This is a genomic window from Streptomyces sp. NPDC005202, from assembly GCF_040608235.1.
In the GTDB taxonomy this organism is placed as follows: Bacteria; Actinomycetota; Actinomycetes; order Streptomycetales; family Streptomycetaceae; genus Streptomyces.
This window is the reverse complement of the sequence record NZ_JBEXHW010000001.1, coordinates 334,437-355,982: the sequence shown is the minus strand read 5'-3', so window position 1 is coordinate 355,982 and position 21,546 is coordinate 334,437. Positions and strand designations below refer to the sequence as shown.

At 72.3% G+C, this 21,546-nt stretch carries 22 protein-coding genes and 3 pseudogenes; 14 read left to right on the top strand and 11 right to left on the bottom strand.

The genetic code is table 11. From position 1 onward, the window contains the following. Positions 1 to 48 precede the first annotated feature (48 nt). A complete protein-coding gene (gene eda, locus ABZV31_RS01650) occupies positions 49 to 708 on the top strand; it encodes a bifunctional 4-hydroxy-2-oxoglutarate aldolase/2-dehydro-3-deoxy-phosphogluconate aldolase (RefSeq protein ID WP_355886622.1) in 660 nt (219 codons plus the stop codon). On the opposite strand, the gene ABZV31_RS01645 is transcribed toward eda, so the two are convergent. Then, on the bottom strand, positions 692 to 826 hold the full coding sequence (locus ABZV31_RS01645; protein ID WP_355886619.1) for a zinc-binding dehydrogenase: 135 nt from the start codon (positions 824 to 826) through the stop codon (positions 692 to 694). The genes eda and ABZV31_RS01645 overlap by 17 nt on opposite strands. A 13-nt stretch (positions 827 to 839) precedes the next feature. On the opposite strand from ABZV31_RS01645, the gene ABZV31_RS01640 reads away from it, so the two are divergent. Beyond that, entirely contained in the window at positions 840 to 1,535 is a 696-nt protein-coding gene (locus tag ABZV31_RS01640; protein WP_355886616.1) for a transcriptional regulator, read from the top strand. Here ABZV31_RS01640 and ABZV31_RS01635 read toward each other — a convergent pair. From ABZV31_RS01635 to ABZV31_RS01625, 3 genes are read right to left on the bottom strand one after another with little or no spacing between them, the layout of a single operon-like run. After that, the gene (locus ABZV31_RS01635; protein WP_355886613.1) at positions 1,523 to 2,779 is read right to left on the bottom strand and encodes a bifunctional RNase H/acid phosphatase; all 1,257 of its coding nucleotides are present in this window, start codon (positions 2,777 to 2,779) and stop codon (positions 1,523 to 1,525) included. The two genes, ABZV31_RS01640 and ABZV31_RS01635, sit on opposite strands and share 13 nt — an antisense overlap. Positions 2,780 to 2,792: 13 nt before the next feature. Next, positions 2,793 to 3,536 carry a C4-type zinc ribbon domain-containing protein gene (locus ABZV31_RS01630; RefSeq protein ID WP_355887552.1) on the bottom strand — a complete coding sequence of 248 codons (744 nt, stop codon included), beginning with the start codon at positions 3,534 to 3,536 and terminating at the stop codon, positions 2,793 to 2,795. Further along, complete coding sequence (locus ABZV31_RS01625) at positions 3,533 to 4,387, bottom strand: Nif3-like dinuclear metal center hexameric protein (protein ID WP_355886611.1); 855 nt, start codon at positions 4,385 to 4,387, stop codon at positions 3,533 to 3,535. Before ABZV31_RS01625 ends, ABZV31_RS01630 begins: the two co-directional genes overlap by 4 nt. Positions 4,388 to 4,583: 196 nt before the next feature. On the opposite strand from ABZV31_RS01625, the gene ABZV31_RS01620 reads away from it, so the two are divergent. Further along, positions 4,584 to 5,831 (top strand): hypothetical protein, encoded by a 1,248-nt coding sequence (locus ABZV31_RS01620; RefSeq protein WP_355886608.1) that lies wholly within the window; start codon positions 4,584 to 4,586, stop codon positions 5,829 to 5,831. A 69-nt stretch (positions 5,832 to 5,900) separates the two neighbouring features. Here the strand turns inward: ABZV31_RS01620 and ABZV31_RS01615 are convergent. Further along, positions 5,901 to 6,335 (bottom strand): annotated as a pseudogene (locus ABZV31_RS01615) (alcohol dehydrogenase catalytic domain-containing protein); the annotation flags it as partial. A gap of 44 nt (positions 6,336 to 6,379) precedes the next feature. Then, positions 6,380 to 7,237: a MaoC/PaaZ C-terminal domain-containing protein gene (locus ABZV31_RS01610; protein WP_355886606.1), complete on the bottom strand. Its 858-nt coding sequence runs from the start codon at positions 7,235 to 7,237 to the stop codon at positions 6,380 to 6,382. Between the two features lie 239 nt (positions 7,238 to 7,476). Here ABZV31_RS01610 and ABZV31_RS01605 point away from each other — a divergent pair, with 239 nt between their 5' ends. From ABZV31_RS01605 to ABZV31_RS01595, 3 genes are read left to right on the top strand one after another with little or no spacing between them, the layout of a single operon-like run. After that, the gene (locus ABZV31_RS01605; RefSeq protein ID WP_355886604.1) at positions 7,477 to 8,388 is read left to right on the top strand and encodes an ABC transporter ATP-binding protein; all 912 of its coding nucleotides are present in this window, start codon (positions 7,477 to 7,479) and stop codon (positions 8,386 to 8,388) included. After that, positions 8,388 to 9,107: an ABC transporter permease gene (locus ABZV31_RS01600; RefSeq protein ID WP_355886602.1), complete on the top strand. Its 720-nt coding sequence runs from the start codon at positions 8,388 to 8,390 to the stop codon at positions 9,105 to 9,107. The genes ABZV31_RS01605 and ABZV31_RS01600 overlap by 1 nt, the downstream gene beginning before the upstream one ends. Before the next feature lie 17 nt (positions 9,108 to 9,124). Continuing rightward, entirely contained in the window at positions 9,125 to 10,387 is a 1,263-nt protein-coding gene (locus ABZV31_RS01595; RefSeq protein ID WP_355886600.1) for a sensor histidine kinase, read from the top strand. On the opposite strand, the gene ABZV31_RS01590 is transcribed toward ABZV31_RS01595, so the two are convergent. The 3 genes from ABZV31_RS01590 to ABZV31_RS01580 all read right to left on the bottom strand — a co-directional run bounded on the left by ABZV31_RS01590 (position 10,365) and on the right by ABZV31_RS01580 (position 12,877). Then, complete coding sequence (locus ABZV31_RS01590; protein WP_355886599.1) at positions 10,365 to 10,739, bottom strand: AbfB domain-containing protein; 375 nt, start codon at positions 10,737 to 10,739, stop codon at positions 10,365 to 10,367. The two genes, ABZV31_RS01595 and ABZV31_RS01590, sit on opposite strands and share 23 nt — an antisense overlap. Further along, positions 10,736 to 10,930, bottom strand: coding sequence for a hypothetical protein (locus ABZV31_RS01585; protein WP_355886597.1), 195 nt, complete (start codon positions 10,928 to 10,930; stop codon positions 10,736 to 10,738). The genes ABZV31_RS01590 and ABZV31_RS01585 overlap by 4 nt, the downstream gene beginning before the upstream one ends. Before the next feature lie 519 nt (positions 10,931 to 11,449). Further along, positions 11,450 to 12,877 (bottom strand): IS1380 family transposase, encoded by a 1,428-nt coding sequence (locus tag ABZV31_RS01580; RefSeq protein WP_355886594.1) that lies wholly within the window; start codon positions 12,875 to 12,877, stop codon positions 11,450 to 11,452. A 143-nt stretch (positions 12,878 to 13,020) separates the two neighbouring features. Between ABZV31_RS01580 and ABZV31_RS01575 the strand changes: the two genes are divergently transcribed. Continuing rightward, entirely contained in the window at positions 13,021 to 13,653 is a 633-nt protein-coding gene (locus ABZV31_RS01575; protein ID WP_355887549.1) for a response regulator transcription factor, read from the top strand. A 21-nt stretch (positions 13,654 to 13,674) separates the two neighbouring features. On the opposite strand, the gene ABZV31_RS01570 is transcribed toward ABZV31_RS01575, so the two are convergent. Continuing rightward, complete coding sequence (locus tag ABZV31_RS01570; RefSeq protein WP_355886591.1) at positions 13,675 to 14,235, bottom strand: SigE family RNA polymerase sigma factor; 561 nt, start codon at positions 14,233 to 14,235, stop codon at positions 13,675 to 13,677. Between the two features lie 430 nt (positions 14,236 to 14,665). Between ABZV31_RS01570 and ABZV31_RS01565 the strand changes: the two genes are divergently transcribed. The 5 genes from ABZV31_RS01565 to ABZV31_RS01545 all read left to right on the top strand — a co-directional run bounded on the left by ABZV31_RS01565 (position 14,666) and on the right by ABZV31_RS01545 (position 20,233). Then, positions 14,666 to 16,444 carry an MFS transporter gene (locus tag ABZV31_RS01565; RefSeq protein WP_355886588.1) on the top strand — a complete coding sequence of 593 codons (1,779 nt, stop codon included), beginning with the start codon at positions 14,666 to 14,668 and terminating at the stop codon, positions 16,442 to 16,444. Between the two features lie 114 nt (positions 16,445 to 16,558). After that, entirely contained in the window at positions 16,559 to 17,209 is a 651-nt protein-coding gene (locus tag ABZV31_RS01560) for a class I SAM-dependent methyltransferase (protein WP_355886585.1), read from the top strand. Between the two features lie 22 nt (positions 17,210 to 17,231). Beyond that, on the top strand, positions 17,232 to 18,197 hold the full coding sequence (locus ABZV31_RS01555; protein WP_355886582.1) for an N-acetylmuramoyl-L-alanine amidase: 966 nt from the start codon (positions 17,232 to 17,234) through the stop codon (positions 18,195 to 18,197). Positions 18,198 to 18,354: 157 nt separating this feature from the next. After that, a complete protein-coding gene (locus ABZV31_RS01550; RefSeq protein WP_355886579.1) occupies positions 18,355 to 19,119 on the top strand; it encodes a hypothetical protein in 765 nt (254 codons plus the stop codon). Positions 19,120 to 19,222: 103 nt separating this feature from the next. Then, positions 19,223 to 20,233 carry an LLM class F420-dependent oxidoreductase gene (locus ABZV31_RS01545; protein ID WP_355886577.1) on the top strand — a complete coding sequence of 337 codons (1,011 nt, stop codon included), beginning with the start codon at positions 19,223 to 19,225 and terminating at the stop codon, positions 20,231 to 20,233. On the opposite strand, the gene ABZV31_RS01540 is transcribed toward ABZV31_RS01545, so the two are convergent. Beyond that, positions 20,230 to 20,799 (bottom strand): hypothetical protein, encoded by a 570-nt coding sequence (locus ABZV31_RS01540; RefSeq protein WP_355886575.1) that lies wholly within the window; start codon positions 20,797 to 20,799, stop codon positions 20,230 to 20,232. The two genes, ABZV31_RS01545 and ABZV31_RS01540, sit on opposite strands and share 4 nt — an antisense overlap. 150 nt (positions 20,800 to 20,949) lie before the next feature. On the opposite strand from ABZV31_RS01540, the pseudogene ABZV31_RS01535 reads away from it, so the two are divergent. After that, positions 20,950 to 21,272, top strand: a pseudogene (locus ABZV31_RS01535) (hypothetical protein). Between the two features lie 39 nt (positions 21,273 to 21,311). After that, positions 21,312 to 21,494: pseudogene (locus ABZV31_RS01530) on the top strand (hypothetical protein); the annotation flags it as partial. Between the last annotated feature and the right edge of the window lie 52 nt (positions 21,495 to 21,546).

Genomic DNA, 21,546 nt, shown 5'->3' with positions numbered 1-21,546 from the left:
TGCGCAACACTCTTTGCGCATGCTGCGTCGTATGGGCACGATGAGGCCATGACCTCACCGCTGCCCTCTTCTCCGCCTGCCCGGAGCGCCTCCGTCCTGGACCTCGCGCCCGTCGTGCCCGTCGTCGTCCTCGAGGACGCCGCCGACGCCGTACCGCTGGCGCGGGCCCTGGTGGCCGGCGGGCTGCCCGCGATCGAGGTGACCCTGCGGACGCCCGCCGCGCTCGACGCGATCCAAGCGATCGCCGGAGCCGTACCGGAGGCGGTGGTCGGCGCGGGCACGGTCATCACGCCGGGCCAGGTGACGGAATGCGCGGCCGCCGGGGCGCGGTTCCTGGTGAGCCCCGGCTGGACGGAGGCCCTGCTGGAGGCGATGCGGGCGTCCGGGGTGCCGTTCCTGCCGGGGGTGTCGACCACGTCGGAGGTCGTGGCGCTGCTGGAGAGGGGCGTACGGGAGATGAAGTTCTTCCCGGCCCAGGCGGCGGGCGGCACGGCGTACCTCAAGTCGCTGGCCGGTCCGCTCCCCCAGGCCCGCTTCTGCCCGACGGGAGGCATCGGCCCCGGCAACGCCCCGGAGTACCTGGCGCTGCCCAACGTCGGCTGCGTGGGCGGGACCTGGATGGTTCCGGCGGACGCCGTCGCCGCCGGGGACTGGGGGCGGATCGAGGCGCTGGCCCGCGCGGCGGCGGCGCTCAGGCGACGCGGATGACCACCTTGCCGAAGGCGGCGCCGCTCTCGTAGTGGCGGTAGGCCTGGTGGACCTCGTCGAAGCGGAAGACGCGGTCGAAGACCGGGCGGATGCCGTGCAGGCCGATCGCGCGGTTCATCTGCTCGACGTGGGTGCGGCTGCCCGACGAAGAGCCGCCGGATCGTCACCAGGCTGGAGGCGAGCGCGGCGGTCGTGCTGAGGCCGGCCGAGTCGCTGGAGTTGCCCCTCGGGAGCGCAACGCCCCGCTGCTGTCGGCCGGTTACGCGCCCGCGTTCCCCGAGTCACCGCTGGACGCGACCGATGTGCGGCCCGTACGGGAGGCGTTGGACGGCATCCTCGAAGGGCATCTGCCGTATCCGGCGGTGGTGGCGGGGCCGCGAGGTGAACTCGTCGCCGCGAACGCGGCGTTCGACGTGCCGGCGGAGGGCGGGGATCCGGAGCTGCTGGAGCCGCCGGTCAACCTGCTGCCGCTGGCGCTGCATCCGCGCGGGATGGCGCCGCGGATGGTGAACCTGGACGTGTGGGGACGGCACATCGTGGAGAACCTGCGGGCGCGCGCCGCCCGCACCCCCGACCCGCTCCTCGACGCGCTCGCCGAGGAGCCGGCCGGGTACGTGCCGCCGTGCGCGCCGGACGAGGACTGTCCCGGGTTCGCGGTGGCGCTGCGCCTGCGGTGCGCGGAGGGCGAGTTGCGGCTGCTGACCACGCTGACGTCGTCCGCCACGGCGGTCGACGTCACGCTCGCCGAGCTGCACCTGGAGGCGTTCCTGCCGGCCGACGCCCGGACGGCTCAGATCCTGCGGAAGCGGGCGGCTCAGCGCAGGTGAGAGGTGTCGTTGAGCAGCCGGACGCTCGCGTTGCCGTCCGCGTAGTACGCCACCGCCGACAGCGAGGCCGCCGACAGCTCCATGCGGAACAGGGACTCGGGCGGGGCACCGAGGGCGAGGCGGACGAACGTCTTGATCGGCGTGACGTGCGTGACGAGCAGGACGGTGCGGCCCGCGTGGGCCGCGATCAGCTTGTCCCGGGTGGCGGCGATCCGGGTGGCGGTCGCCGCGAAGCTCTCGCCGCCGCCGGTCGGTTCGGCCTCCGGCGAGGCCAGCCACGCGTTCAGGTCCTCCGGGTAGCGCTCGCGCACCTCGGCGAAGGTGAGCCCCTCCCAGGCGCCGAAGTCGGTCTCGCGGAGTCCCTCGTCGATCGTCACGTCGAGGCCGAGACGGTCGGCGACGATGCCCGCGGTCTCGCGGGTACGGGCGAGGGGCGAGGAGACGACGGCCTGGATCGTGCCGCGCCGGGCGAGAGCCGCCGCGACCCGCTCGGCCTGCTCCCGGCCCACGTCGGAGAGGGAGGGATCGGTGCCGCCGCTGCCGGAGAACCGCTTCTGCGGAGTCAGGGGCGTCTCACCGTGCCGCAGGAGTACGAAGGTGGCGGGAGCGCCGAGGTCCGCGGGGGCCCAGCCGGGGGTGGCGACAACGCGGGCGGCTCGTACGTCGGCGTCGGCCTTCGCAGCTGCGTCGCCGGGAAGCCCCGCCGCCCCGCGGCGGACAGCGGAAACCGGGGCGGAAGAGGGAGCGGCGGAGGAAGCGGAGGAGGCAGCAGCGGAAGGGGCAGGGACAGCAGAAGGAGCAGCGGCAGCGGAAGGAGCGGCCGAAGTGGGGGAAGCCGACGTGCCCCCGTCCATGGCCTCGTTCGCCAGGCGGTCCGCCCGCTTGTTCTGCTCCCGGGGAATCCACTCGTACGTCACCTGCCCGGGCGGGAACACCCGGGCCGCCTCCGCCGCGAGCGGCCTCAGGTCGGGGTGCTTGACCTTCCAGCGGCCCGACATCTGCTCGATGACGAGCTTGGAGTCCATGCGGACATGGACCGCGGCCGAGGGGTCCCGTTCATGTGCGGCGCGCAGGCCCGCCAGCAGGCCCCGGTACTCGGCCACGTTGTTGGTGGCGACGCCGAGGTACCCCGCGGTCTCCGCCAGGGTCTCCCCCGTCGCCGCGTCAGTCACGACCGCCCCGTACCCCGCGGGCCCCGGGTTGCCCCGCGACCCGCCGTCGGCCTCGACGATGAACTCCCGCACGCCGCAACGCCCCTTACAGGCCGGACTCGGCGGTGCGCACCAGGATGCGGCGGCAGTTCTCGCAGCGGACGACCGTGTCGGGGGCGGCCGCGCGGACCTCGTTGAGCTCGGTGATCGCCAGCTCCTGGCGGCAGCCCTGGCAGGTGCGCTGGTACAGCTTGGCCGCGCCGACGCCCTGGTGCTGCTCGCGCAGCTTGTCGTACAGCTTGAGCAGGTCCGCGGGCACGGAACCGGCGATGACCTCCCGCTCCTTGGTCACCGAGGCCGCCTCGCCGTCGATCCCCTCGAAGGCCGCGTCCCGGCGCGCGGTCGCGTCGTCGATCTTCGCCTGGACGGAGGCGACACGCTCGGTCAGCTCGGCGACCCGCTCCTGGGCGGACTCGCGGCGCTCCATGACCTCCAGGACGACGTCCTCGAGGTCGCCCTGCCGCTTGGCGAGCGAGGCGATCTCGTGCTGGAGGTTCGCCAGGTCCTTGGGGGACGTGACCGCCCCGGAGTCCAGGCGCTGCTGGTCGCGGGCGGCGCGCTGGCGCACCTGGTCCACGTCCTGCTCGGCCTTGGTCTGCTCGCGGGCGCAGTCGCTCTCCTCGGTCTGCGCGGCCACCAGCAGGTCGCGCAGCTGCGTGAGGTCCTTGGTCAGCGACTCGATCTCGGCGTGCTCGGGCAGCGACCTCCGCTTGTGCGCGAGCTGCTGCAGGCGGACGTCGAGGGCCTGGACGTCGAGGAGTCGGATCTGGTCGGCGGGCGCGGCGTTCAGTTGGGGGCTCCAAGGGTTTTGGTCGGGTTGGACGCCGCGTGGGCGGTCCAGGGGTCGGTGACCGTCTTCGAGACGTGGACGCGAAGGCCCCATCCGTACCGGTCGGAGATCTCGTCGAGCTGGGCGGCGGCCAGCTCGCACCAGGGCCACTCGGTGGCCCAGTGCGCCGCGTCGAGCAGCGCGAGCGGACTGTGGGCGCGGGCCTCGGACGCCGGGTGGTGGCGCAGGTCCGCGGTGAGGAAGGCATCGACGCCGGCGGCCCGGACGTCGTCGAAGAGGCTGTCGCCGGAGCCGCCGCTGACGGCGACCGTGTGGACGAGGGCCTCGGGATCGCCGGCGACGCGAATGCCCTGCGCGGTGGCGGGCAGCCGCTCGGCGGCGCGGGCGGCGAGCTCGCGGACGGTCAGCGGGTGGTCCAGCTCGCAGACACGGCCCACGCCCCGGCGGCCCTCCGGATCACTGGCGTCGGGCACCAGAGGCCGTACGACGCGGAGGTCCAGGGCACCCGCGAGGGCATCGGAGACACCGGGGTCGGCCTTGTCCGCGTTCGTGTGGGCCACGTGCAGCGCGATGTCGTTCTTGATGAGCGTGTGCACCACGCGGCCCTTGAAGGTGGAGGCCGCGACCGTCGTCGTACCGCGCAGGAAGAGCGGGTGGTGGGTGACCAGCAGGTCGGCGTCCAGCTTCACCGCCTCGTCGACGGTCTCCTGCACGGGGTCGACGGCGAACAGGACCCGGGTGACCTCCTGGTCGGGGTCGCCCACGACGGTGCCGACCGCGTCCCAGGCCTCGGCCCGCTCGGCGGGCCACAGGTTCTCCAGCGCGGCGATGACTTCAGACAGACGGGGCACGGGTGCAAGGCTACCTGGCTGGCCCGCGCGGCTGAACCGGCGCCGCCGCCCCGACCGCGGCTGCCCCGCCCAGCACATCCGTCCCCGTTTCCTCAGGCGAATCGCTCGGCGGCCACCCTTATGTGTGAAGCGGCCGCCCGGCGGTCTCACGTTTGTGCGTACGAAAACTAGCGTCGTCGCAGGAGGTGACCGAACGATGACGGCCTGTGCGATCGAGCCCATGGCGGAGAACGAGCACGGCGGTCCGCCGCAGGCAGGCTGCACGATCACGGTGGACGGCGCCTACGCTGCCCGTCTTGCACGCAGCGGCGACTCCTGGTACCCGGAGCGATGGACGCTGGACGGCCCCGAGCCGTACGCGGTGCCGCTGCCCGGCAACCAGCCCGAGGAGCCCGGCGCGGAGGTGCAGCCGATGGGCGACGGGCGGGTCCTCATCCGGCGCCTGGTGGCCGGGCGGCACGCCTTCTCGCTGCTGTACCCGACCGGCCCGGACACCGGCGAGCTGCCGCTCGGCGCGCTCGAGTGCCCGGACGGCACCCGGCTGCGGCTGCTGCCCCCGGCGCCGGGCGGCGAGCGGGCGTACGCGCTCGCCGTCGGCCGGCGCTCGACGTCGGTGTGGCTGGTGGCCGGCGGCGCCTTCGGGCCCGAGCACCTGGCCGAGATCCCGGGCCGCTGCTCGGGCGGGGTCTGGCTGGACCGCACGGGCCGGATGCTGGCCCTGGACCGGGAGGCCGGCGGGCGGGCCAAGGCGGTCGTGGTGGACCTGGGGCGCGGGGGCGAGGTCTCGCCGCTGCTGCAGATCGCGGCCGACAGCGACGACCGGCTGCTGCTCGCCGATCCCGACAGTGGGCTGCTGCTGATCCGCTCGGACGCGCCCTCGCCCGGGCAGGAACGGGTGGGCTGGGGCGTGCTGGGCAGCATGCTGCCGGTGCGCTTCCCGGAGTGCCTGCGGCTGCCCGACTGCGTGGTGACGCCGTTCGCGATCCAGCCGGGTCAGGTGCTGACGCCGGAGCACTGCGCGGTGGCGCTGCGCTTCGACGGCGCGTTCGGCAGCTGGGTCGGCGTGTGGCGCCCGGTCGAGCGGCAGGTGCACCATCTCCCGGCACCCGACGGGTGGTTGGCCGGAGCCGGGCTGTGGACGAGTGACGGGGTGCTTCTGCTGCCGTACGCCACGGGGGCGGTGCCGTGCGGGGTGGCGCGGTGGACGGCGCCGCCCCGGTCACCGGATGGGCCGGTCCGGCCTTCGTCGCCGGAGGAGCCGGCCCCGCCTCCGTCAGGTTGGGCGCCGTCCTCGGCCCCGGAGGCGCAGCCCTCGCAAGCGCTGCCCTCGTCCTCGTCCGACGTGCCGCGCGAACCCCCGGAACCGGAGTTTCCGGGACCCTGCGCACCCCGCCCCGTCCCGTTGCAGCAGGCCCCGCTGACGGGGCGTATGGCGAGGAGGTAACGAACTCGTGCCGGTTGGCGTGGCCGCCTGGATTTCGCCCGAGGTGTGCCGGTTACACTCGCCCCGCTGCACCGCGCAGCCGGCGTCGACGACGACCTCCTCGGTGAAGGTGCCGGTGCCGGCGAAGCCGAAGACGTCACCGGTGGGCCGCTTGAAGTTGGGGGTGCCGGCGTTCATGAACCCGGCCAGGCACAGTTCGGTCTGCCCCCGCTTGCAGGCGGGACACGTGCTGCAGGCCGGCAGCCGGCACACGACCACCCGGTCACCGGGCTTCAAGTGGGCCACGCTTGCGCCCACTTCGAGGATCTCGCCCGCCCCCTCGTGGCCCGGCACGAACGGCGCCGGCTGCGGCAGCACCCCGTTCATCGCGGACAGGTCCGAGTGGCACAGCCCCCTGGCCCACACCCGGATCCTCACCTTGCCGGGACCGAAGCCCACCGCCTCGACGTCGTCGAGGACCTCCAGCTTGTCCTGGCCGATCTCGTGCAGTACGGCTGCGCGCATGGTGCGGGCTCCCCTCGGAAAGGCTCGACGGTGCGACCGATGGCTCAGGTGTGTTCGACGACGGTGTCGGCGAGGACGGGCGCGTCGTCCCGTTCGACGGCGCTCACGGCCACCCGCACCCCGTCCTCCTGCCGCCACATGCGGATGCGCAGGGTCTCGCCCGGGTACACCACCCCGGCGAAGCGCGTGGCGTAGGAGCGCACGCGGGTCACGTCGCCGCCGAGCAGCGTGTCGACGACCGCCTTCAGCGTCATGCCGTACGTGCACAGCCCGTGCAGGATGGGCCGGTCGAAGCCGGCGAGCTTGGCGAACTCGGGGTCGGCGTGCAGCGGGTTGTAGTCGCCGGAGAGGCGGTAGAGGAGGGCCTGGTCCTCGCGGACCGGCCGTTCGACGATCCTGTCGGGTTCGCCGGTGGGCGGGTCCGGGCGGGCAAAGGGCCCGCGGTCGCCGCCCCAGCCGCCCTCGCCACGTACGAAGATCTGGGCGTCGTTGGTCCACAGCGGGCCGTCGGCGTCGGCGACCTCGGTGCGCATGACGAGGACGGCCGCCTTGCCCTTGTCGTGGACGGCGGCGATGCGTCCGGTGGCGGTCGCGGTGCCCTGCACCGGGATCGGGCGGTGCAGGGTGAGCGCCTGGCCGCCGTGCAGGACGCGCGCGAGGTCGACGTCGACGCCTGGCATGGACAGGCCGCTGATCACGCCGGGCGAGCCGGAGCCGGCGACGGTGGCGAAGCTCGGCAGGACGTGCAGCCGGGACTCCAGGGTGTAGCGCAGTTCGTCGGGGTCGGTCGCGGGGACGCCCGCGCCGATGCCGAGGTGATAGAGCTGGACGTCCTTGGGGCTCCAGGAGATCTCGCCGGTCCGGGGCTCGGCTGCGAGGGCCTTGGCTGCGTCGATGGGCATGGGGCTCCTGAGGGAAGTCCAAGACCTCGGTGCGGCCGTCCGCACCGTCGGCCGCACCGAGGTCGTCACGGGCCGATCTAGAACGCGTTCCAGTCCGGCGCCCCCTGTATAGCCCAGCAGTCGTCGGTTGTGAAGGCTCCTGACGCTGCGTCAGGTCGGTGCGCCGTGACATTTGTCCTGCCCGAGTCCGTACAAGCGCATCTGCCCGGCGGGCGCCCCGCCTCCGTAGCATCATGGCCATGACGGAAACGACTGGGACACCGCCCGCGGTGTCCTTCACGGGGGCAGTCAGGACCTTCGGCGCCGTACGCGCCGTCGACGGCGTCGACCTGGAGATCACGCAGGGCGAGACGGTGGCCCTCCTCGGCCGCAACGGCGCCGGCAAGTCCACGACGATCTCGCTGCTGCTCGGCCTCAACGAGCCCGACGCGGGCACGGTGGAACTGTTCGGCGCGCCGCCGGAGGAGGCGGTGCGCGCGGGCCTGGTCGGGGCCATGCTCCAGGAGGGGCGGGCGGTGCCCCGGGTCACGGTCCGCGAGCTGGTCGCCTTCGTGGGCGGCCGCTACCCCGACCCGCTGCCGGTCGAGCGGGCTTTGGAGTTCGCCGGGATCGCCGACCTGGCGGGGCGGCGCGTGGACCGGCTCTCGGGCGGCCAGACGCAGCGTGTGCGGTTCGCGGTCGCGCTCGCCGGGAACCCCTCGCTGCTGGTGCTCGACGAGCCCACGGCGGCGCTGGACGTCGAGGCGCGCCGCACTTTCTGGGACTCGATGCGGGCGTACGCCCGCGGCGGCCACACCGTCCTGTTCTCCACGCACTACCTGGAGGAGGCCGACGCGCACGCCGACCGGATCCTCGTCCTCGACCGCGGCCGGATCGTCGCGGACGGCACCGGTGAGGAGCTCAGGCGGGCGGCGGGCGGCAGCCTGGTCTGCCTCGACCTGGCCGGGCGCGGCACTCAGGGCCTGGAGCTGCTGCCGGGCGTGCGGTCGGTGGAGGTGCGCGGAGACCGGGCGCGGCTGCGTACCGACGACTCGGACGCGACCGTGATCGCGCTGGCCGAACTGGGCGCGATACGCGGCCTGGAGGTCACCCCGGCGTCGCTGGACGACGCGTTCCTGGCCCTGACGGCTCGCGACACGGAGACGGTGTGATGGGGGACTACCTTCGGCTCGAGGTGCGCCGGACGCTGCGCGACACGGGCTTCGTGATCGGCGGGATCGTGATGCCGGTGATGATGTACCTGCTGTTCACCAACCTCGGTGGCGGCGACGACGGCAGCTGGAAGACCGCCGCCATGGTCGGCATGGCCGCCTACGGCGCGGTCGGCTCCGCCCTCAACACCGGCGGCGGCGTCGCCGAGGACCGGACGACCGGCTGGCTGCGGCAGCTGCGCGTGACGCCGATGACCCCGCGCGAGGTGGTGCTCGGGCGAGCGCTGACCGGTGGGGTGACCGTGCTGCCGGCGATCGTCGCGGTGCTCGCGGCGGGCGGCCTGGTCAACGGCGTACGGCTGGCGGTCTGGCAGTGGGCGCTGACGGCGCTGCTGCTGTGGCTCGGCTCGATCCCCTTCACGCTGCTCGGGCTCGGCAACGGCTACCGGCTGACCGCGCAGACCACGGGCGTGGTGAACATGGTGTGCAACCTGGGGCTCGCGGTCCTCGGCGGCCTGTGGTTCCCGGTCACCCTCTTCCCCCACTGGCTGCGCACCCTGTCCGCGTACACGCCCACCAACCGGTTCGCCGAACTCGGGGTGTCGGTCGCCGACGGGCACGCCCCGGCGGCCGGCGCGATCCTCGTGCTGACGGCTTGGCTGCTGGTGTTCGGTTCGTACGCTGTGCTGTCGTACCGCCGAGGTGCGGAGACCATCTGAATCGGGGCAACAGGGACATGTCGTGGCGGTCGGCGCTCCGCGAGGCGCGGGAGCAGCAGCGGTACTACAAGGAGAACAAGGAACGGTTCAAGGCCGAGTGCAAGGCCGCCCGGAAGGCCGGGAAGGTGCCCGAGGACCCGGGCCCGCCGCCCAACGGCTTCAGCCTGCTGCCGTGGCTGCTCATGGGGATGGGCGCCTTCTCCAACATCTTCCAGGGCAGGACACCGAACCCGTGGGTCGGCGGCCTGGGCCTGCTCACCTTCAACTCGCTGTACATCTACGTGGCCTTCCGCGCCTTCGACAAGGACAAGCGCCGGGCGACGTCCACGCGGGTGGCGCTGGCCCTGATGGCACTCGTGACCTGCGGGCTCGCCATCGGCTACGGCGGCAACTGGCTGCTGTTCTTCCCGCTGCTCGGACTCGCCGCGGGCGCGGTCCTGCGCGGGCCGCACCTGCGCACCGTCGGCACGGCCGCCGCCGTGCTCGCGGGCGCCGTCTCCTGCGTCCGCGACGGCTGGACCGGTCTGAACATCGGCTACGCCACATGGATCTCCACGATGGTGACGGCCGCCATCCTGTCCCTCTCCGAGGCCGTACGCGAACTGCGTGCCGCCCGCGAGGAGCTGGCCCGCCGCGCGGTGGAGCAGGAACGCCTGCGCTTCTCCCGCGACCTGCACGACCTGCTCGGCCACACGCTGTCGGTGATCGTGGTGAAGTCGGAGGCGGCCCGGCGCCTGGCCCGCCGGGACCTGGAGGCCGCGCTGACGCAGGTGACGGACATCGAGTCCGTCGGCCGCCAGGCGCTGACCGAGATCCGCGAGGCGGTGACGGGCTACCGCGAGGGCTGCCTCAGCACGGAACTCGACCGTGCCCGCTCGGCGCTGATCGCCGCCGGCATCGAACCCGTCGTACGCCGGTCGGGGCCGCCCCTGGCGCCCGAGACGGAGGCCCTGCTCGGCTGGGTGGTGCGGGAGGCGGTCACCAACGCCGTACGGCACAGCGGAGCGGCCCGCTGCGAGATCACCGTCGACGGCACCACCGAACGCGTCCGCCTGAAGGTGGCCGACAACGGCGACGGCACCGCCTCCACACCGTCCCCTCCGGGCATCGGCGGCACCGGCCTGAAGGGCCTGACCGAACGCCTCGCGGCGGCGGGCGGCTCCCTGCGGGCCGGCCCGTCGCCGCGCGGCGGCTTCACGGTCACCGCCGAACTCCCCACGGAGTCGGAGTCGGCGGAGTGGTCCGCCGACGCGGTGGCTACGGCGCCCAGGGCGACGTGACCACCCAGCTCACGTCGTCCGTCCACGACGTGCTGCTGTCCCAGGTGTTCGAGCCTCCGCTGCTCGCGATGCAGACGTTGTAGTCGTAGTGCCGGATGTACTTCGTCGGGTAGTTGTACGACGCGAAGGACGTCCCCGTCCCGCTCCGGCCGGTCGTCGGACAGAACGTCGCGTCGGCCCGGAACTGCGCGGTGCCGTCCATGGGCTGCCGGTAGAGCCGGTAGTTGTAGTGGCGCAGGAAGTCCCCGGGGTAGTTGCGCGACTCGAAGGACACGCAGGAACTGCTCGCCAGGCCCCGGCGGACGATCCACGTGGCGTCGCTCTTGTCGAGGGCCGAACTGCTCGACGTCACCGACGAGATGACCGCCGCGTTGTCCTGGTGCCGGATGTAGTCGCCGCCGCAGCACGAGGTCGCCGGCGCAGCGAGATCTCCGAACCGGGCGTCAGCGAGCCGGTGCTGCCGGTCGCGCCGCCGTAGCCGACGGCGACGATGGTGGCCTGGACGGCGTCGTCGGCGGCCTCCGTCGGGATGCCCGAGGTCATCACGCCCTCGAAGAAGGACCCAACGTCGCGGCCGCCGCGTGCGGCGCGCCGACGGCGAGCGCGACGACAGCCGCCGGCGCCGAGAGCACGGACAGGAGGGCACTTCGGAGTCTGCGCAGCAAGGTGTACCCCTTCTCGTTCCTGGTAGGGCGGTGCGGGCACGTGGTCGAAATATCGGACACTGTTCGGACGAATGCCGAACATTTCCCGGGTCTGAAATGTCGAACGTTGCTGGAACGCGGAACGGCACAGGAATGACAAAGGCGAGCGCCGAATGCCGAGCCGATTGTTGGCCCGGCACGGGAGGCCGTCAAGACGCGCGGAGCCCAACTGTGACGAGTCTTTAACCTCGATTCGTCAGCGGGGTTGGGTCGCTGATCTGCTCGGCGGTTCGCCCGTAATGTCCTCGGGTCGTTCGAGGTGGGCTGTCGCGTGACGCCGCGGGTGCGCCGGGTTCCACGAGCCCGGAGTGCTGCCGGTCTTCTCCTTCCTGGTCCTTGTCGGGGCTGTGTCCGGTTGTCAGGTGACAGCCGGGAGGGTGGTGAGCCGCTGCCAGCAGGTGGTGAACGCTTCTGCCCAGGGCCAGGTCGCATCGATGCGCAGCCATCGGCGGCGGGCGTGGTCGGCGAGGCGGGCGGGCAGGTGGTAGAGGCGCAAGCGCATGGTGTCCGGCTCGGCGTCGGCCAGGCCCTCGATGTCGTGCAGGGCCAGTAGCCTCACCCACGCGTCGAGGTCGGCGGCGAGGTTCGCGGAGAGTGTCCATCCGCGATTCACTTCCCACGACTGCGAGGGCAGGTTGTCAAGTCCCATGGCCTTGTTCGTGCGCACCCGGTCCTCCACGGATGCGTGGGAGCGGTGCAGTACGTCCAGGAACTGGGCGTGGTTGGAGCCGGCGATGCCCCACATGTGGCGGATGTTGGTCGCGGTGATGCAGTAGCGCCAGCCGGTCTGCTTCTCGAACGCAGTCAGCTTCTTCAGGTGCCGCCGGGTCGGCTTGACGCGGCGCACGATCAGCCGCATGCCCTCGGGCCAGCCCTCGCGGGTGTTCAGCCCGGTCAGCTCCGCGACGAAGTAGCCCTCCTGGAGGCTGCCGTCCTGGTGCACGGAAGTCTCCCAGGCCGCCTCGGGCAGGCGGGCGATGGCCCGCTCATCTTCATCAGTGATCGTCCAGCCGACCGTGTAGCGGACCGTGCGCCGGGTGGTGTTCAACGCTTCCAGGTGTTCCAGCAGCCCATGCGTGGCCCCGGCCCCGTCCACCCGGACGCAAATCTTGGCGGCCGACGATCCGGGGATCTGGGCCAGGGTATCGCTGAGCACGGCGATGTGGTCGGCCACCGTGTTCGCCCCGGCATTGCCCGACCTCAGCAGCATGGCCAGGGACTCGCTGGTGTTCGCGCACCACGCGGCCAGCGGATGAAACCCGAACGTCTTCTTGAACGTGACCGCTGCCCCGGCCTTCTTCGAGGCGGAGGTGATGATGGTGGCGTCGAGGTCGATGACGATCCAGCCGGTAAGCCGCTTGCCAGCCACGACCAGCCAGGGGAAGCCGCCCGGCCGCAGATGCAGCAGACTCCACACGTGCCGGCGCACCCGCGCCCGCACCTTCGCGATTTTCGCCAGGGTGGCCTCGTCGAGCGCGGCCAGTGTGCGGCGAGCGGTCGAGTCCGAGGCCGCGGGCCCGAACAGCGGCCGGTGGTGAAGCTGGAGCTGCTCGGCCTCCGACAGGTTCGCCGCTCCGAGCACGATCGCGACCGCCAGGTGCACCAGCACCCCTGCCCGGTCCCGCCATCCCGCCACCGTGCTGGACGGCAGCACCTTCGCCAGCGCCCCCGTCAGCCCGGTCCGGTCAGCGCACCGGCGCAGCAGCACCGCCCCGGCATGCCCGATCAGCCTCTTCCCATCAGCCACCACCGACAGCCGACGGTCCCACCCTGTACGCTCACTCACCAGAAAGGTGCCCTGACTCCTGCAGCGGATATGACTTCGACACTCGCATCCTTGCAGGTCAGCGGCACCTTTCTGCTACCGGACCGTCAGATGACCCAATTCCGCTGAATACCCAGGGTTAATACGCTTGGGCCGTGAACGAGATGCCCCGGGACCACCGGCCCGCCAAGTCCATCCGCGTCCTGCTCGCCGAGGACCAGGGAATGATGCGCGGCGCCCTCGCCCTGCTGCTCGGCTTGGAGCAGGACATGGAAGTCGTCGCCCAGGTCTCGGCGGGCGACGCGATCGTGGACGCCGCGCTGACCCACCGCCCCGACGTGGCCCTGCTGGACATCGAGCTGCCCGGCAGGAGCGGTCTGGACGCCGCCGCCGACCTGCGCGACCAGGTGCCCGACTGCCGCGTGCTGATCCTGACCACCTTCGGCCGGCCCGGCTATCTGCGCCGGGCCATGGAGGCGGGCGCGGCGGGCTTCCTGGTCAAGGACGGGCCGGTGGAGGAGCTGGCCGCCGCGATCCGCCGGGTGCTCACCGGGGAGACGGTGGTCGACCCGGCGCTCGCCGCGGCCGCCCTCAGCGCCGGCCCCAACCCTCTCACCGCCCGCGAGTGCGACGTGCTGAAGGCCTCGACTGACGGGGCGACCGTCGCCGACATCGCCGCCAAGCTGCACCTGTCGGAGTCCACCGTCCGCAACTACCTCTCCTCGGCCATCGGCAAGACCGGCACCCGCAACCGCATGGAGGCGATGCGGGAAGCACGGCAGCAGGGGTGGCTGTAGGCGTCGTCCTACGGCGTCGTCCTACGGCGTCGTCCTACGGTTGCGCGGGCTCCCGGCGAAACAGCGCCGTCCACAGGAAGTCCTCCCCGAAGTACGGCTTGCGATCCCCTTGGCCGCGTTACTCTTCACCGCGCCCACCGAGCAGCCCATCGCCTCGGCCGCCTGGGTTTCGGTCAGGTTCTCCCAGTAGCGCAGCACCACCGCCTCCCGCTGCCGTGGGGGCAGTTGGGCGAGCGCCGTCAGCAGAGCCCTGCGGTCGTCGGCCTGGGAGATGCGGTCGCCGCTGTCGGCCACCTCGTGCACCAGGCCCGAGTCGTCCCTCGGCGCGAGGAACTCCTTCAGGCGTCTGCGATGCCTGCGCGCATGCGCGTTGATCATCACGCGTCGTACGTATGCCTCCGGGTCGTCGGCCGAGCCGACCCTGCGCCAGGCCGCATAGACCTGCTCGAGCGTCGACTGGACCAGGTCCTCCGCGGCGTGCTGCTCCCCCGTGAGGAGAAATGCCGTACGCATCAGCCGCGGCCAGCGGCCGATGACGAAGCTCTGGAACTCCGCGTCCCGAGCCTGCTTCCGATCCCCCATGGGCACCTCCTAGACATTCAAAGGAGTCCATGGACCGCCTGGACCGTTGCCTCGCACCGGAAGAAATTCCCCGAGCCCCGAGCCCCGAGCCCAGGACCAAGGACCCCGGAGCCCGATCCCTGCCCCCGATCCCGCCGCCCGACCCCGGAGCCCGACCCCGGAGCCCGACCCCGGAGCCCAATCCCGGCGCCCAATCCCGGCGCCCGACCCCGCCGCCCGACCCCGCCGCCCGATCCCGCCGCCCGATCCCGGCCCCGAGGACAGGAGACGCCCCCGCACCTGACGGCAGATCAGATCCTTTCGGGAAGGTCAAGAATTCGTTAGTACGCCAAAGCATCGGAATAGTTGCCTCGGCGTACGGGGTTTACCCAGCACTTGTCCCGCACGGATGATCACCGACCCCACCTTTCCGGCCCGGAGGCCTCACTCAATGACGCTCACGACGACCGACCAGCCCACCCGGAGTGCGAGCGGGGCCGTCGTCCCGGTGCTCGCCTTCGCGGGCATCGTTGTCGCGGTGATGCAGACGCTGCTCGTCCCGGTGATCAAGGACCTGCCGCTGCTGCTGGACACGGCGCCCAGCAACGCCACCTGGGTCCTGACCTCGACCCTGCTCTCGGGCGCCGTGGCCACGCCGATCATGGGCCGCCTCGGCGATCTGTACGGCAAGCGCCGCATGCTGATCGCCAGCCTCGCGGTGATGGTGGTCGGCGCCCTGGTCAGCGCCGTCACCAGCCAGCTGCTCACGATGATCGCGGGCCGTACGCTCCAGGGCTTCGCCATGGGCGCGATCCCGCTCGGCATCGGCCTGATGCGGGACATGCTGCCCCGCGAGAAGCTCGGCTCGGCGATGGCCCTGATGAGCTCCTCGATCGGCGTCGGCGGCGGCCTCGCCCTGCCCGCCGCGGCCCTGGTCGCCCAGCACACGAACTGGCACGCCCTCTTCTACGGCGCCGCCGTCCTCGGTGCCCTCTCGATCCTCCTCACCCTCCTCGTCGTACCGGAGTCCCCGATGCACGCCGAGGGCTCCTTCGACCTGCTGGGCGCGCTGGGCCTGTCCACCGGCCTGGTCCTGCTCCTCCTGCCCATCACCAAGGGCAGCGACTGGGGCTGGTCGTCCGGCACCACGCTCGCCCTGTTCGGCGCGTCCGTCGTCGTCCTGCTGCTGTGGGGCCTGCTGGAGCTGCGCGTCGCGGCCCCGCTGGTCGACCTGCGCACCACCGCCCGCCGCGAGGTCCTGCTGACCAACCTCGCCTCGATCATGGTCGGCGTCAGCTTCTACGTCGTCTCGCTCGTCCTGCCCCAACTGCTCCAGCTGCCCTCCGCCACCGGCTACGGCCTCGGCCAGTCGATGGTGGTCGCCGGCCTGTGCGTGGCGCCGCTGGGCCTGACGATGATGTTCACGGCGCCGGTCTACGCCCGCCTGTCCGCCCGCTACGGCCCGAAGGTCACCCTCATCGTCGGTCTGCTGGTCATCGCGATCGGCTACGGCGGCGGCCTCGGCCTGATGGACGCGGCCTGGCAGACCGTCGTCACGTCGGTGGTCCTGGGCGCCGGCATCGGCCTCGCGTACTCGTCGTTGCCCGCGCTGATCGTCGGCGCGGTCCCGGCCTCGGAGACGGGGGCGGCCAACGGCCTCAACACCCTGATGCGGTCCATCGGTACGTCGGTGTCGAGCGCCGTGATCGGCATGGTGCTGGCCAACACGGCCCACCACGTGCACGGCCTCACGATCCCGACCATGCACGGCTTCCGCATCTCCTTCCTGATCGCGACGGCCGCGGTCGCGCTCGGCCTGCTCCTGGCTCTGTGCCTGCCCCGGCAGGCCCGGTCGGCCAAGCCGCAGCTGCGCGCGAGCAGCGAGGAGGACGCCAACCTGGAGCGCGCCAACGAGGTGCGGTGGGGGTCCCCCCTGCTCGAGCGCAGCCGAGAGCTCGGGGGAGGTTTCCGCGGCCGCGTCCTGGACGCCGACGGCGCCCCGGTCGCCCGCGCCAAGGTCACACTGATCGACCGCCGCGGCCGCCAGGCGGGCGCCACGCTCTCCGCGGAGGACGGCAGCTACGCCCTCGCCGTCCCGGCCGAGGGCCCGTACGTGCTGGCCGCACGCGCCGCCGGCCACGGCCCGCTCGCCTCCGCGGCGACCCACGCGGGCGACGACCGCCCGGTCGACGTGGACCTGGCGCTGCCGGGCGACACGGTCACCGCCTGAGGCCGGCCCCTGGCGATCCGACTGAGATCCACACCACCGCACCCCCTGTCGCCCGGCCGGCAGGGGGTGCGGCAGCATGGGCGCCCAGGCATTCGTACGACCGAAAGGACCCCCATGCCCGCGGCACCCAAGCCGGAGATCCTGGCCGCGTTCGAGGCCGCGAAGGGGTTCATGCCCACGCACGAGGGGCTCGCGCTGTATGCGGCCGCCGTCGAGGCCGGGCGGCTCGGACTGCCACTGCTGGAGGTCGGCACGTACTGCGGGCGCTCGACGATCCTGCTCGCCGACGCGGCCCGGCAGGCCGGGGTCACGGCCCTGACCGTCGACCACCACCGCGGCAGCGAGGAGCAGCAGCCCGGCTGGGACTACCACGACCCCGAGACGGTCGACCCGGAGATCGGCCTGATGGACACGCTGCCCACCTTCCGGCGCACGCTGCACAGGGCGGGCCTGGAGGAGCACGTGGTGGCGCTCGTCGGCCGCTCCCCCCGGATCGCCGCCGTCTGGAACACCCCGCTGGGCCTCGTCTTCATCGACGGCGGCCACACCGACGAGCACGCGGGCGCCGACTACGAGGGCTGGGCGCCCCATGTGGCCGAAGGCGGCCTCCTCGTCATTCACGACGTGTTCCCGGACCCGGCGGACGAGTTCACCGGCCAGGCCCCCTACCGCATCTACCTCCGGGCCCTCGAGTCCGGCGCGTTCACCGAGGTCTCGGTGACCGACTCCCTCCGCACCCTGAAGCGAACGGGAGCGGGGACCTGAACCCGCGGTTAGAGTCGCAGACGTGTCGTACGTAGGCCCGGACTTCGATCCCCCGCAGCCCCGCCGCTCCCGGCGCGGCCCGCTGACCGTCGCCCTCGCCGCGCTGGTGCCCGGCGCGCTGCTCGGCTGGCTCGTGTACGAGGCGGTGGGCGCCCCGAGCGACTCGGGCGGCGGCGCGGGCCGGGCGGCGGTACGGTCGGCGACCAGCGCCCCCTGGTCCGCGCCGGCCGCCTCCTCCCCCTCCGGCGCCGACGGCAAGCAGCCGAGCACCTCCCCGACGCCCTCCACCTCCGCGCCCACCGCCTCCGGCCCCCTGAAGGGCAAGGTCGTCGTCATCGACCCGGGCCACAATCCCGGCAACTTCCGGCACACGGCCGAGATCAACCGCACGGTGGACATCGGCACGAACCGGAAGGAGTGCGACACAACGGGCACGTCCACCAACTCCGGTTACACCGAGGCCCGTTTCACGCTGGACGTGACACACCGGCTGCGCGCGCTCCTCCAACAGCAGGGCGCCACGGTGAAGCTGACCCACGACGGCGACTCACCGCCCTGGGGTCCATGCGTGGACGAGCGGGCCCGGATCGGCAACGCCGCGCACGCCGACGCGGCCATCTCGATCCACGCCGACGGCGCGGCGAAGGGCGACCGCGGCTTCCACGTCATCCTCCCGGCGTCCGTCCACGCCGGCGCCGCCGACACCCGCCCGATCGTCGACGCCTCCCGCGACCTCGGCGAGCGCGTCGCGGGCAACTTCGTCCGCGTCACGGGTGAAGCCCCCTCCAACTACATCGGCGACGGCACCGGTCTCGTCACGCGTAAGGACCTGGGCGGTCTCAATCTGTCAACGGTTCCTAAGGTGTTCATCGAGTGCGGCAACATGCGCGATAGCAGGGACGCGGCGCTGCTGACCAGCGGTGCCTGGCGGCAGAAAGCGGCGCAAGGGATCTCTGAGGGAATCGTGAGTTTCCTGCGCGGGTCGTGATCAGCGGACTGATCCCGGCGGACAGCCTCGCCGGACGGACGATAGTGTCATCCGTATGATGAGGGGCCACCCCCGCGCTTCCCACCCGGGCCTGACGGCGACATGGTGACAGCGACGCCTCTACCGACGACGAGACGACCTATTCGAAGGACCTGAAGTGAATATCCGCTCCCTCACTCGGGGCGACGGCGTGGTGATCGGAGCAGCGGTGTTGCTGTTCATCGCGTCGTTCCTCGACACCTACGACAGCTTCGTCAACAGCAACGCCTGGGACGGGCTCGGTCTGGGCCTCGGCGTCTACATGGGCGGAGTCACCGGCGCCGCGCTGATCGTCGTCAACCGGTGCCTGCCGCAGCCCCGCAAGATGGCGGGTCTGGATCTGGGAACGGTGGGAGCGGCGTTCACGATCCTCGCGGCCTGGATCCTGTTCTGGGACCTGGTCGACGTCCCCAGCCAGGTCAGCGCCGGCTCCGGCCTCATCCTCGGCTTCATCGCGGCCCTCGTCCTCGCCGCCGCCGCCATCGCCACTCCCCTGGTCCCCGCCCTCCAGGCCGCCCTCATCCCCGCCCCCAAGCCGGCCGCTCCGCAGCCCTACGGGGCCCAGCCGCCGGGCAGTTACGGCTACCCGGGCGCCCAGCAGCAGCCGTACGGTGCGCAGCCGCAGCAGACGCAGCCCTTCGCCGGACAGCCGCAGCAGGCTCAGCAGGCCCAGCAGCCGTCGGCGCCCTTCTCGCCGTTCTGGTTCGCCGTGCCGGCGCCGCGTCCGCTGTACGCGGAGAACGGCTCGCCCACGCCGATCGCCGAACTGGCGCCGGGCACCTGGTACCTGGCCGTTGAGCAGCGCGGCCCGGGTCTGCTGACCGAGATGCAGGACGGCCGCCGGGGCGTGCTGCAGGACGCGTCCAACATCCAGCGCGGCTGACCCCGCCCAACAGCCCTGCGGTCCCTCGCCCTTCCGGGCGGGGGGCCGTTGTCGTACAGTCGCAGCCCGCACTTGACGCAACGTCAGACAGCAGCAAGGCGCCATGCGGCTCGGTCTGGCACTCGGCTACTGGGGCCGCGGCCCGTCCCCGGACCACGTGCCGCTGGCGCGGGAGGCCGAACGGCTCGGCTACGACTCCGTGTGGACGGCCGAGTCCTGGGGGTCGGACGCCTTCACGCCGCTGACCTGGATCGCGGCGCAGACGACAAGGATCAGGCTGAGCACGGCGGTTGCCCAGATGGCGGCCCGGCCGCCGACCACGACCGCCATGCATGCGCTCACCCTGGACCATCTCTCCGGCGGGCGCATGATGCTGGGCCTCGGGCTGTCCGGCCCGCAGGTCGTCGAGGGCTGGTACGGGCGGCCGTTCCCGAAGTCGCTGCTGACCGCGACCCGGGAGTACGTCGACGTCGTACGGCAGGTGCTGCGCCGTGAGGCGCCGGTGGAACTGGACGGCCGCTTCCACGCCCACCCCTACCGGGGCGCGGACGGCACCGGCCTCGGCAAGCCGCTGAAGCCGATCACCCACCCCCTCCGCGCCGGCCTGCCGGTCCTCCTGGGCGCCGAGGGGCCGAAGAACGTGGCGCAGACGGCCCGGATCGCGGACGGCTGGCTCCCGCTGTACTGGTCACCGGGCCGCCCCGACGTGTACGGGCCCGCCCTGGCCGACCTGCCCGAGGGCTTCCTGGTCGCCCCCATGACGCAGGTGCGCGTCTGTGACGACGTGTCGGAAGGCCCGCTGCCGGTCAAGGCCATGCTCGGCTTCTACATCGGCGGCATGGGCCACGCGGCCCGCAACTTCCACGCCGACCTGATGGCACGCATGGGGTACGAGGAGGACGCCCGCCGCGTCCAGGAACTCTTCCTGTCCGGCCGCCGGGAGGAGGCCGTACGCGCCGTGCCGGACAGCTTCGCCGACGAGATCTCCCTGGTCGGCCCGCGCGAACGCATCGCCGCGCGGCTGGAGTTGTGGCGCAAGGGCCCGGTGACGGACCTGCTGGCCCTCGCGCCGGATCCGCACACCCTGCGGGTGCTGGCGGAGTTGAACTCCTAGGAACCGCCGCTCAGCTGGGAGGCCGACGGCACCTTGTCCTTGACCGGCGCACCGGCGCTGCTTCCGGCGCCCTTCACCTTGTTGATGATGTCGTCGTAACTGCCGACCACCGAGTCGGTGGAGTCGCCCTTGCGCAGCTTGGAGGGCAGGTACTTCAGGGCGTCGATGCCCGCGGTGAGCGGGGCGAGCGCCTTGGAGAGCGTCGGGTCGCCCTCGGCGTTGCGCACCGCGGCCTTGAGCCGGTTGTACGCGAACGCGCCCGCGAGGCCCGCCTTGACGAGCGCCAGCTTGCGGCCCTTCGCGCCCTTCTTGAACTTGCCCGCCTTGTACGGCTTCACGATCCACTGATAGGTGGCTCCGGCCGCGAGAGCCGCGTTCGCCACGAAGCGGGTCTTGGCGAACTTCTGCTTCTCCGCGGACGTGCTGGGACTGGGCGTGGCGGCCGCGACGGCGACGACCGGGGTGCGCTGCGGGGTGTGCTGGCTGCCGGCCCAGGCGGTGGTGCTGGCGAGCAGGGCGCAACAGAGGGTGAGCGCCACGGCGAGGCGCCGTATGGGTACGGTCACGGTGTCCTCCCGGTGAACAGGCGAGTGGGTCTCCCGCCAGCGTCGCCCCGGCCCGGGCACCGCGCCACTTGGGGCACTTGGGGTACTCCCCGGGTCACGCCCCGTACGCGTTCCAGGTTTCAATCACGATTCCGGGGCCAGACGGAAAGCATTTCCCCTCGATATCGCACTGGTTCCAACTCCGCCGGAACGGTCATCGCGGTGGTCGCGGACGTGATGGCCTTCATTTTCGGACGTGGATACTGATGTACCTGCTGGACGCGAACCGGGCCAACGACCTGGTCCAGTTCGTCCACGACGCGGCCAACTGGCTAGCCGGCTGGTCCCGCGACCAGGGGGGTCTGGGGGGCACCCCCAGAAAATGCAGCACCTTCGACAAGGCCTGGGCCCGCGTGGTCGCCGGCTACGGTCTGGCCGCCGTGGTCTACCTGTTCCTCGGCCACGCCCTCGCCAACCACATGCACCGGCACTGACCCGGCTCCGAACGCCGGCCCGGCTGACCCCTGTGATGCGTCCACGACGCGGCCAACTGGCTAGCCGGCTGGTCCCGTGACCAGGGGGGTCTGGGGGGCGCCCCCAGAAAATGCAGCACCTTCGACAAGGCCTGGGCCCGCGTGGTCGCCGGCTACGGTCTGGCCGCCGTGGTCTACCTGTTCCTCGGCCACGCCCTCGCCAACCACATGCACCGGCACTGACCCGGCTCCGTCGGCCACGCCGTCCCGACGGCATGCACCGGGCACTGAGAGC

Coding starts and splice junctions, on each gene's coding strand:
- ABZV31_RS01570 (WP_355886591.1), bottom strand. CDS start 14,235: ATGGGGGATCGGAAGCAGGCTCGGGACGCGGAGTTCCAGAGCTTCGTC.
- ABZV31_RS01600 (WP_355886602.1), top strand. CDS start 8,388: ATGGGGGACTACCTTCGGCTCGAGGTGCGCCGGACGCTGCGCGACACG.
- ABZV31_RS01605 (WP_355886604.1), top strand. CDS start 7,477: ATGACGGAAACGACTGGGACACCGCCCGCGGTGTCCTTCACGGGGGCA.
- ABZV31_RS01545 (WP_355886577.1), top strand. CDS start 19,223: ATGCGGCTCGGTCTGGCACTCGGCTACTGGGGCCGCGGCCCGTCCCCG.
- ABZV31_RS01645 (WP_355886619.1), bottom strand. CDS start 826: ATGAACCGCGCGATCGGCCTGCACGGCATCCGCCCGGTCTTCGACCGC.
- eda (WP_355886622.1), top strand. CDS start 49: ATGACCTCACCGCTGCCCTCTTCTCCGCCTGCCCGGAGCGCCTCCGTC.
- ABZV31_RS01560 (WP_355886585.1), top strand. CDS start 16,559: ATGCCCGCGGCACCCAAGCCGGAGATCCTGGCCGCGTTCGAGGCCGCG.
- ABZV31_RS01575 (WP_355887549.1), top strand. CDS start 13,021: ATGCCCCGGGACCACCGGCCCGCCAAGTCCATCCGCGTCCTGCTCGCC.
- ABZV31_RS01620 (WP_355886608.1), top strand. CDS start 4,584: ATGACGGCCTGTGCGATCGAGCCCATGGCGGAGAACGAGCACGGCGGT.
- ABZV31_RS01610 (WP_355886606.1), bottom strand. CDS start 7,237: ATGCCCATCGACGCAGCCAAGGCCCTCGCAGCCGAGCCCCGGACCGGC.
- ABZV31_RS01585 (WP_355886597.1), bottom strand. CDS start 10,930: ATGACCTCGGGCATCCCGACGGAGGCCGCCGACGACGCCGTCCAGGCC.
- ABZV31_RS01595 (WP_355886600.1), top strand. CDS start 9,125: ATGTCGTGGCGGTCGGCGCTCCGCGAGGCGCGGGAGCAGCAGCGGTAC.
- ABZV31_RS01565 (WP_355886588.1), top strand. CDS start 14,666: ATGACGCTCACGACGACCGACCAGCCCACCCGGAGTGCGAGCGGGGCC.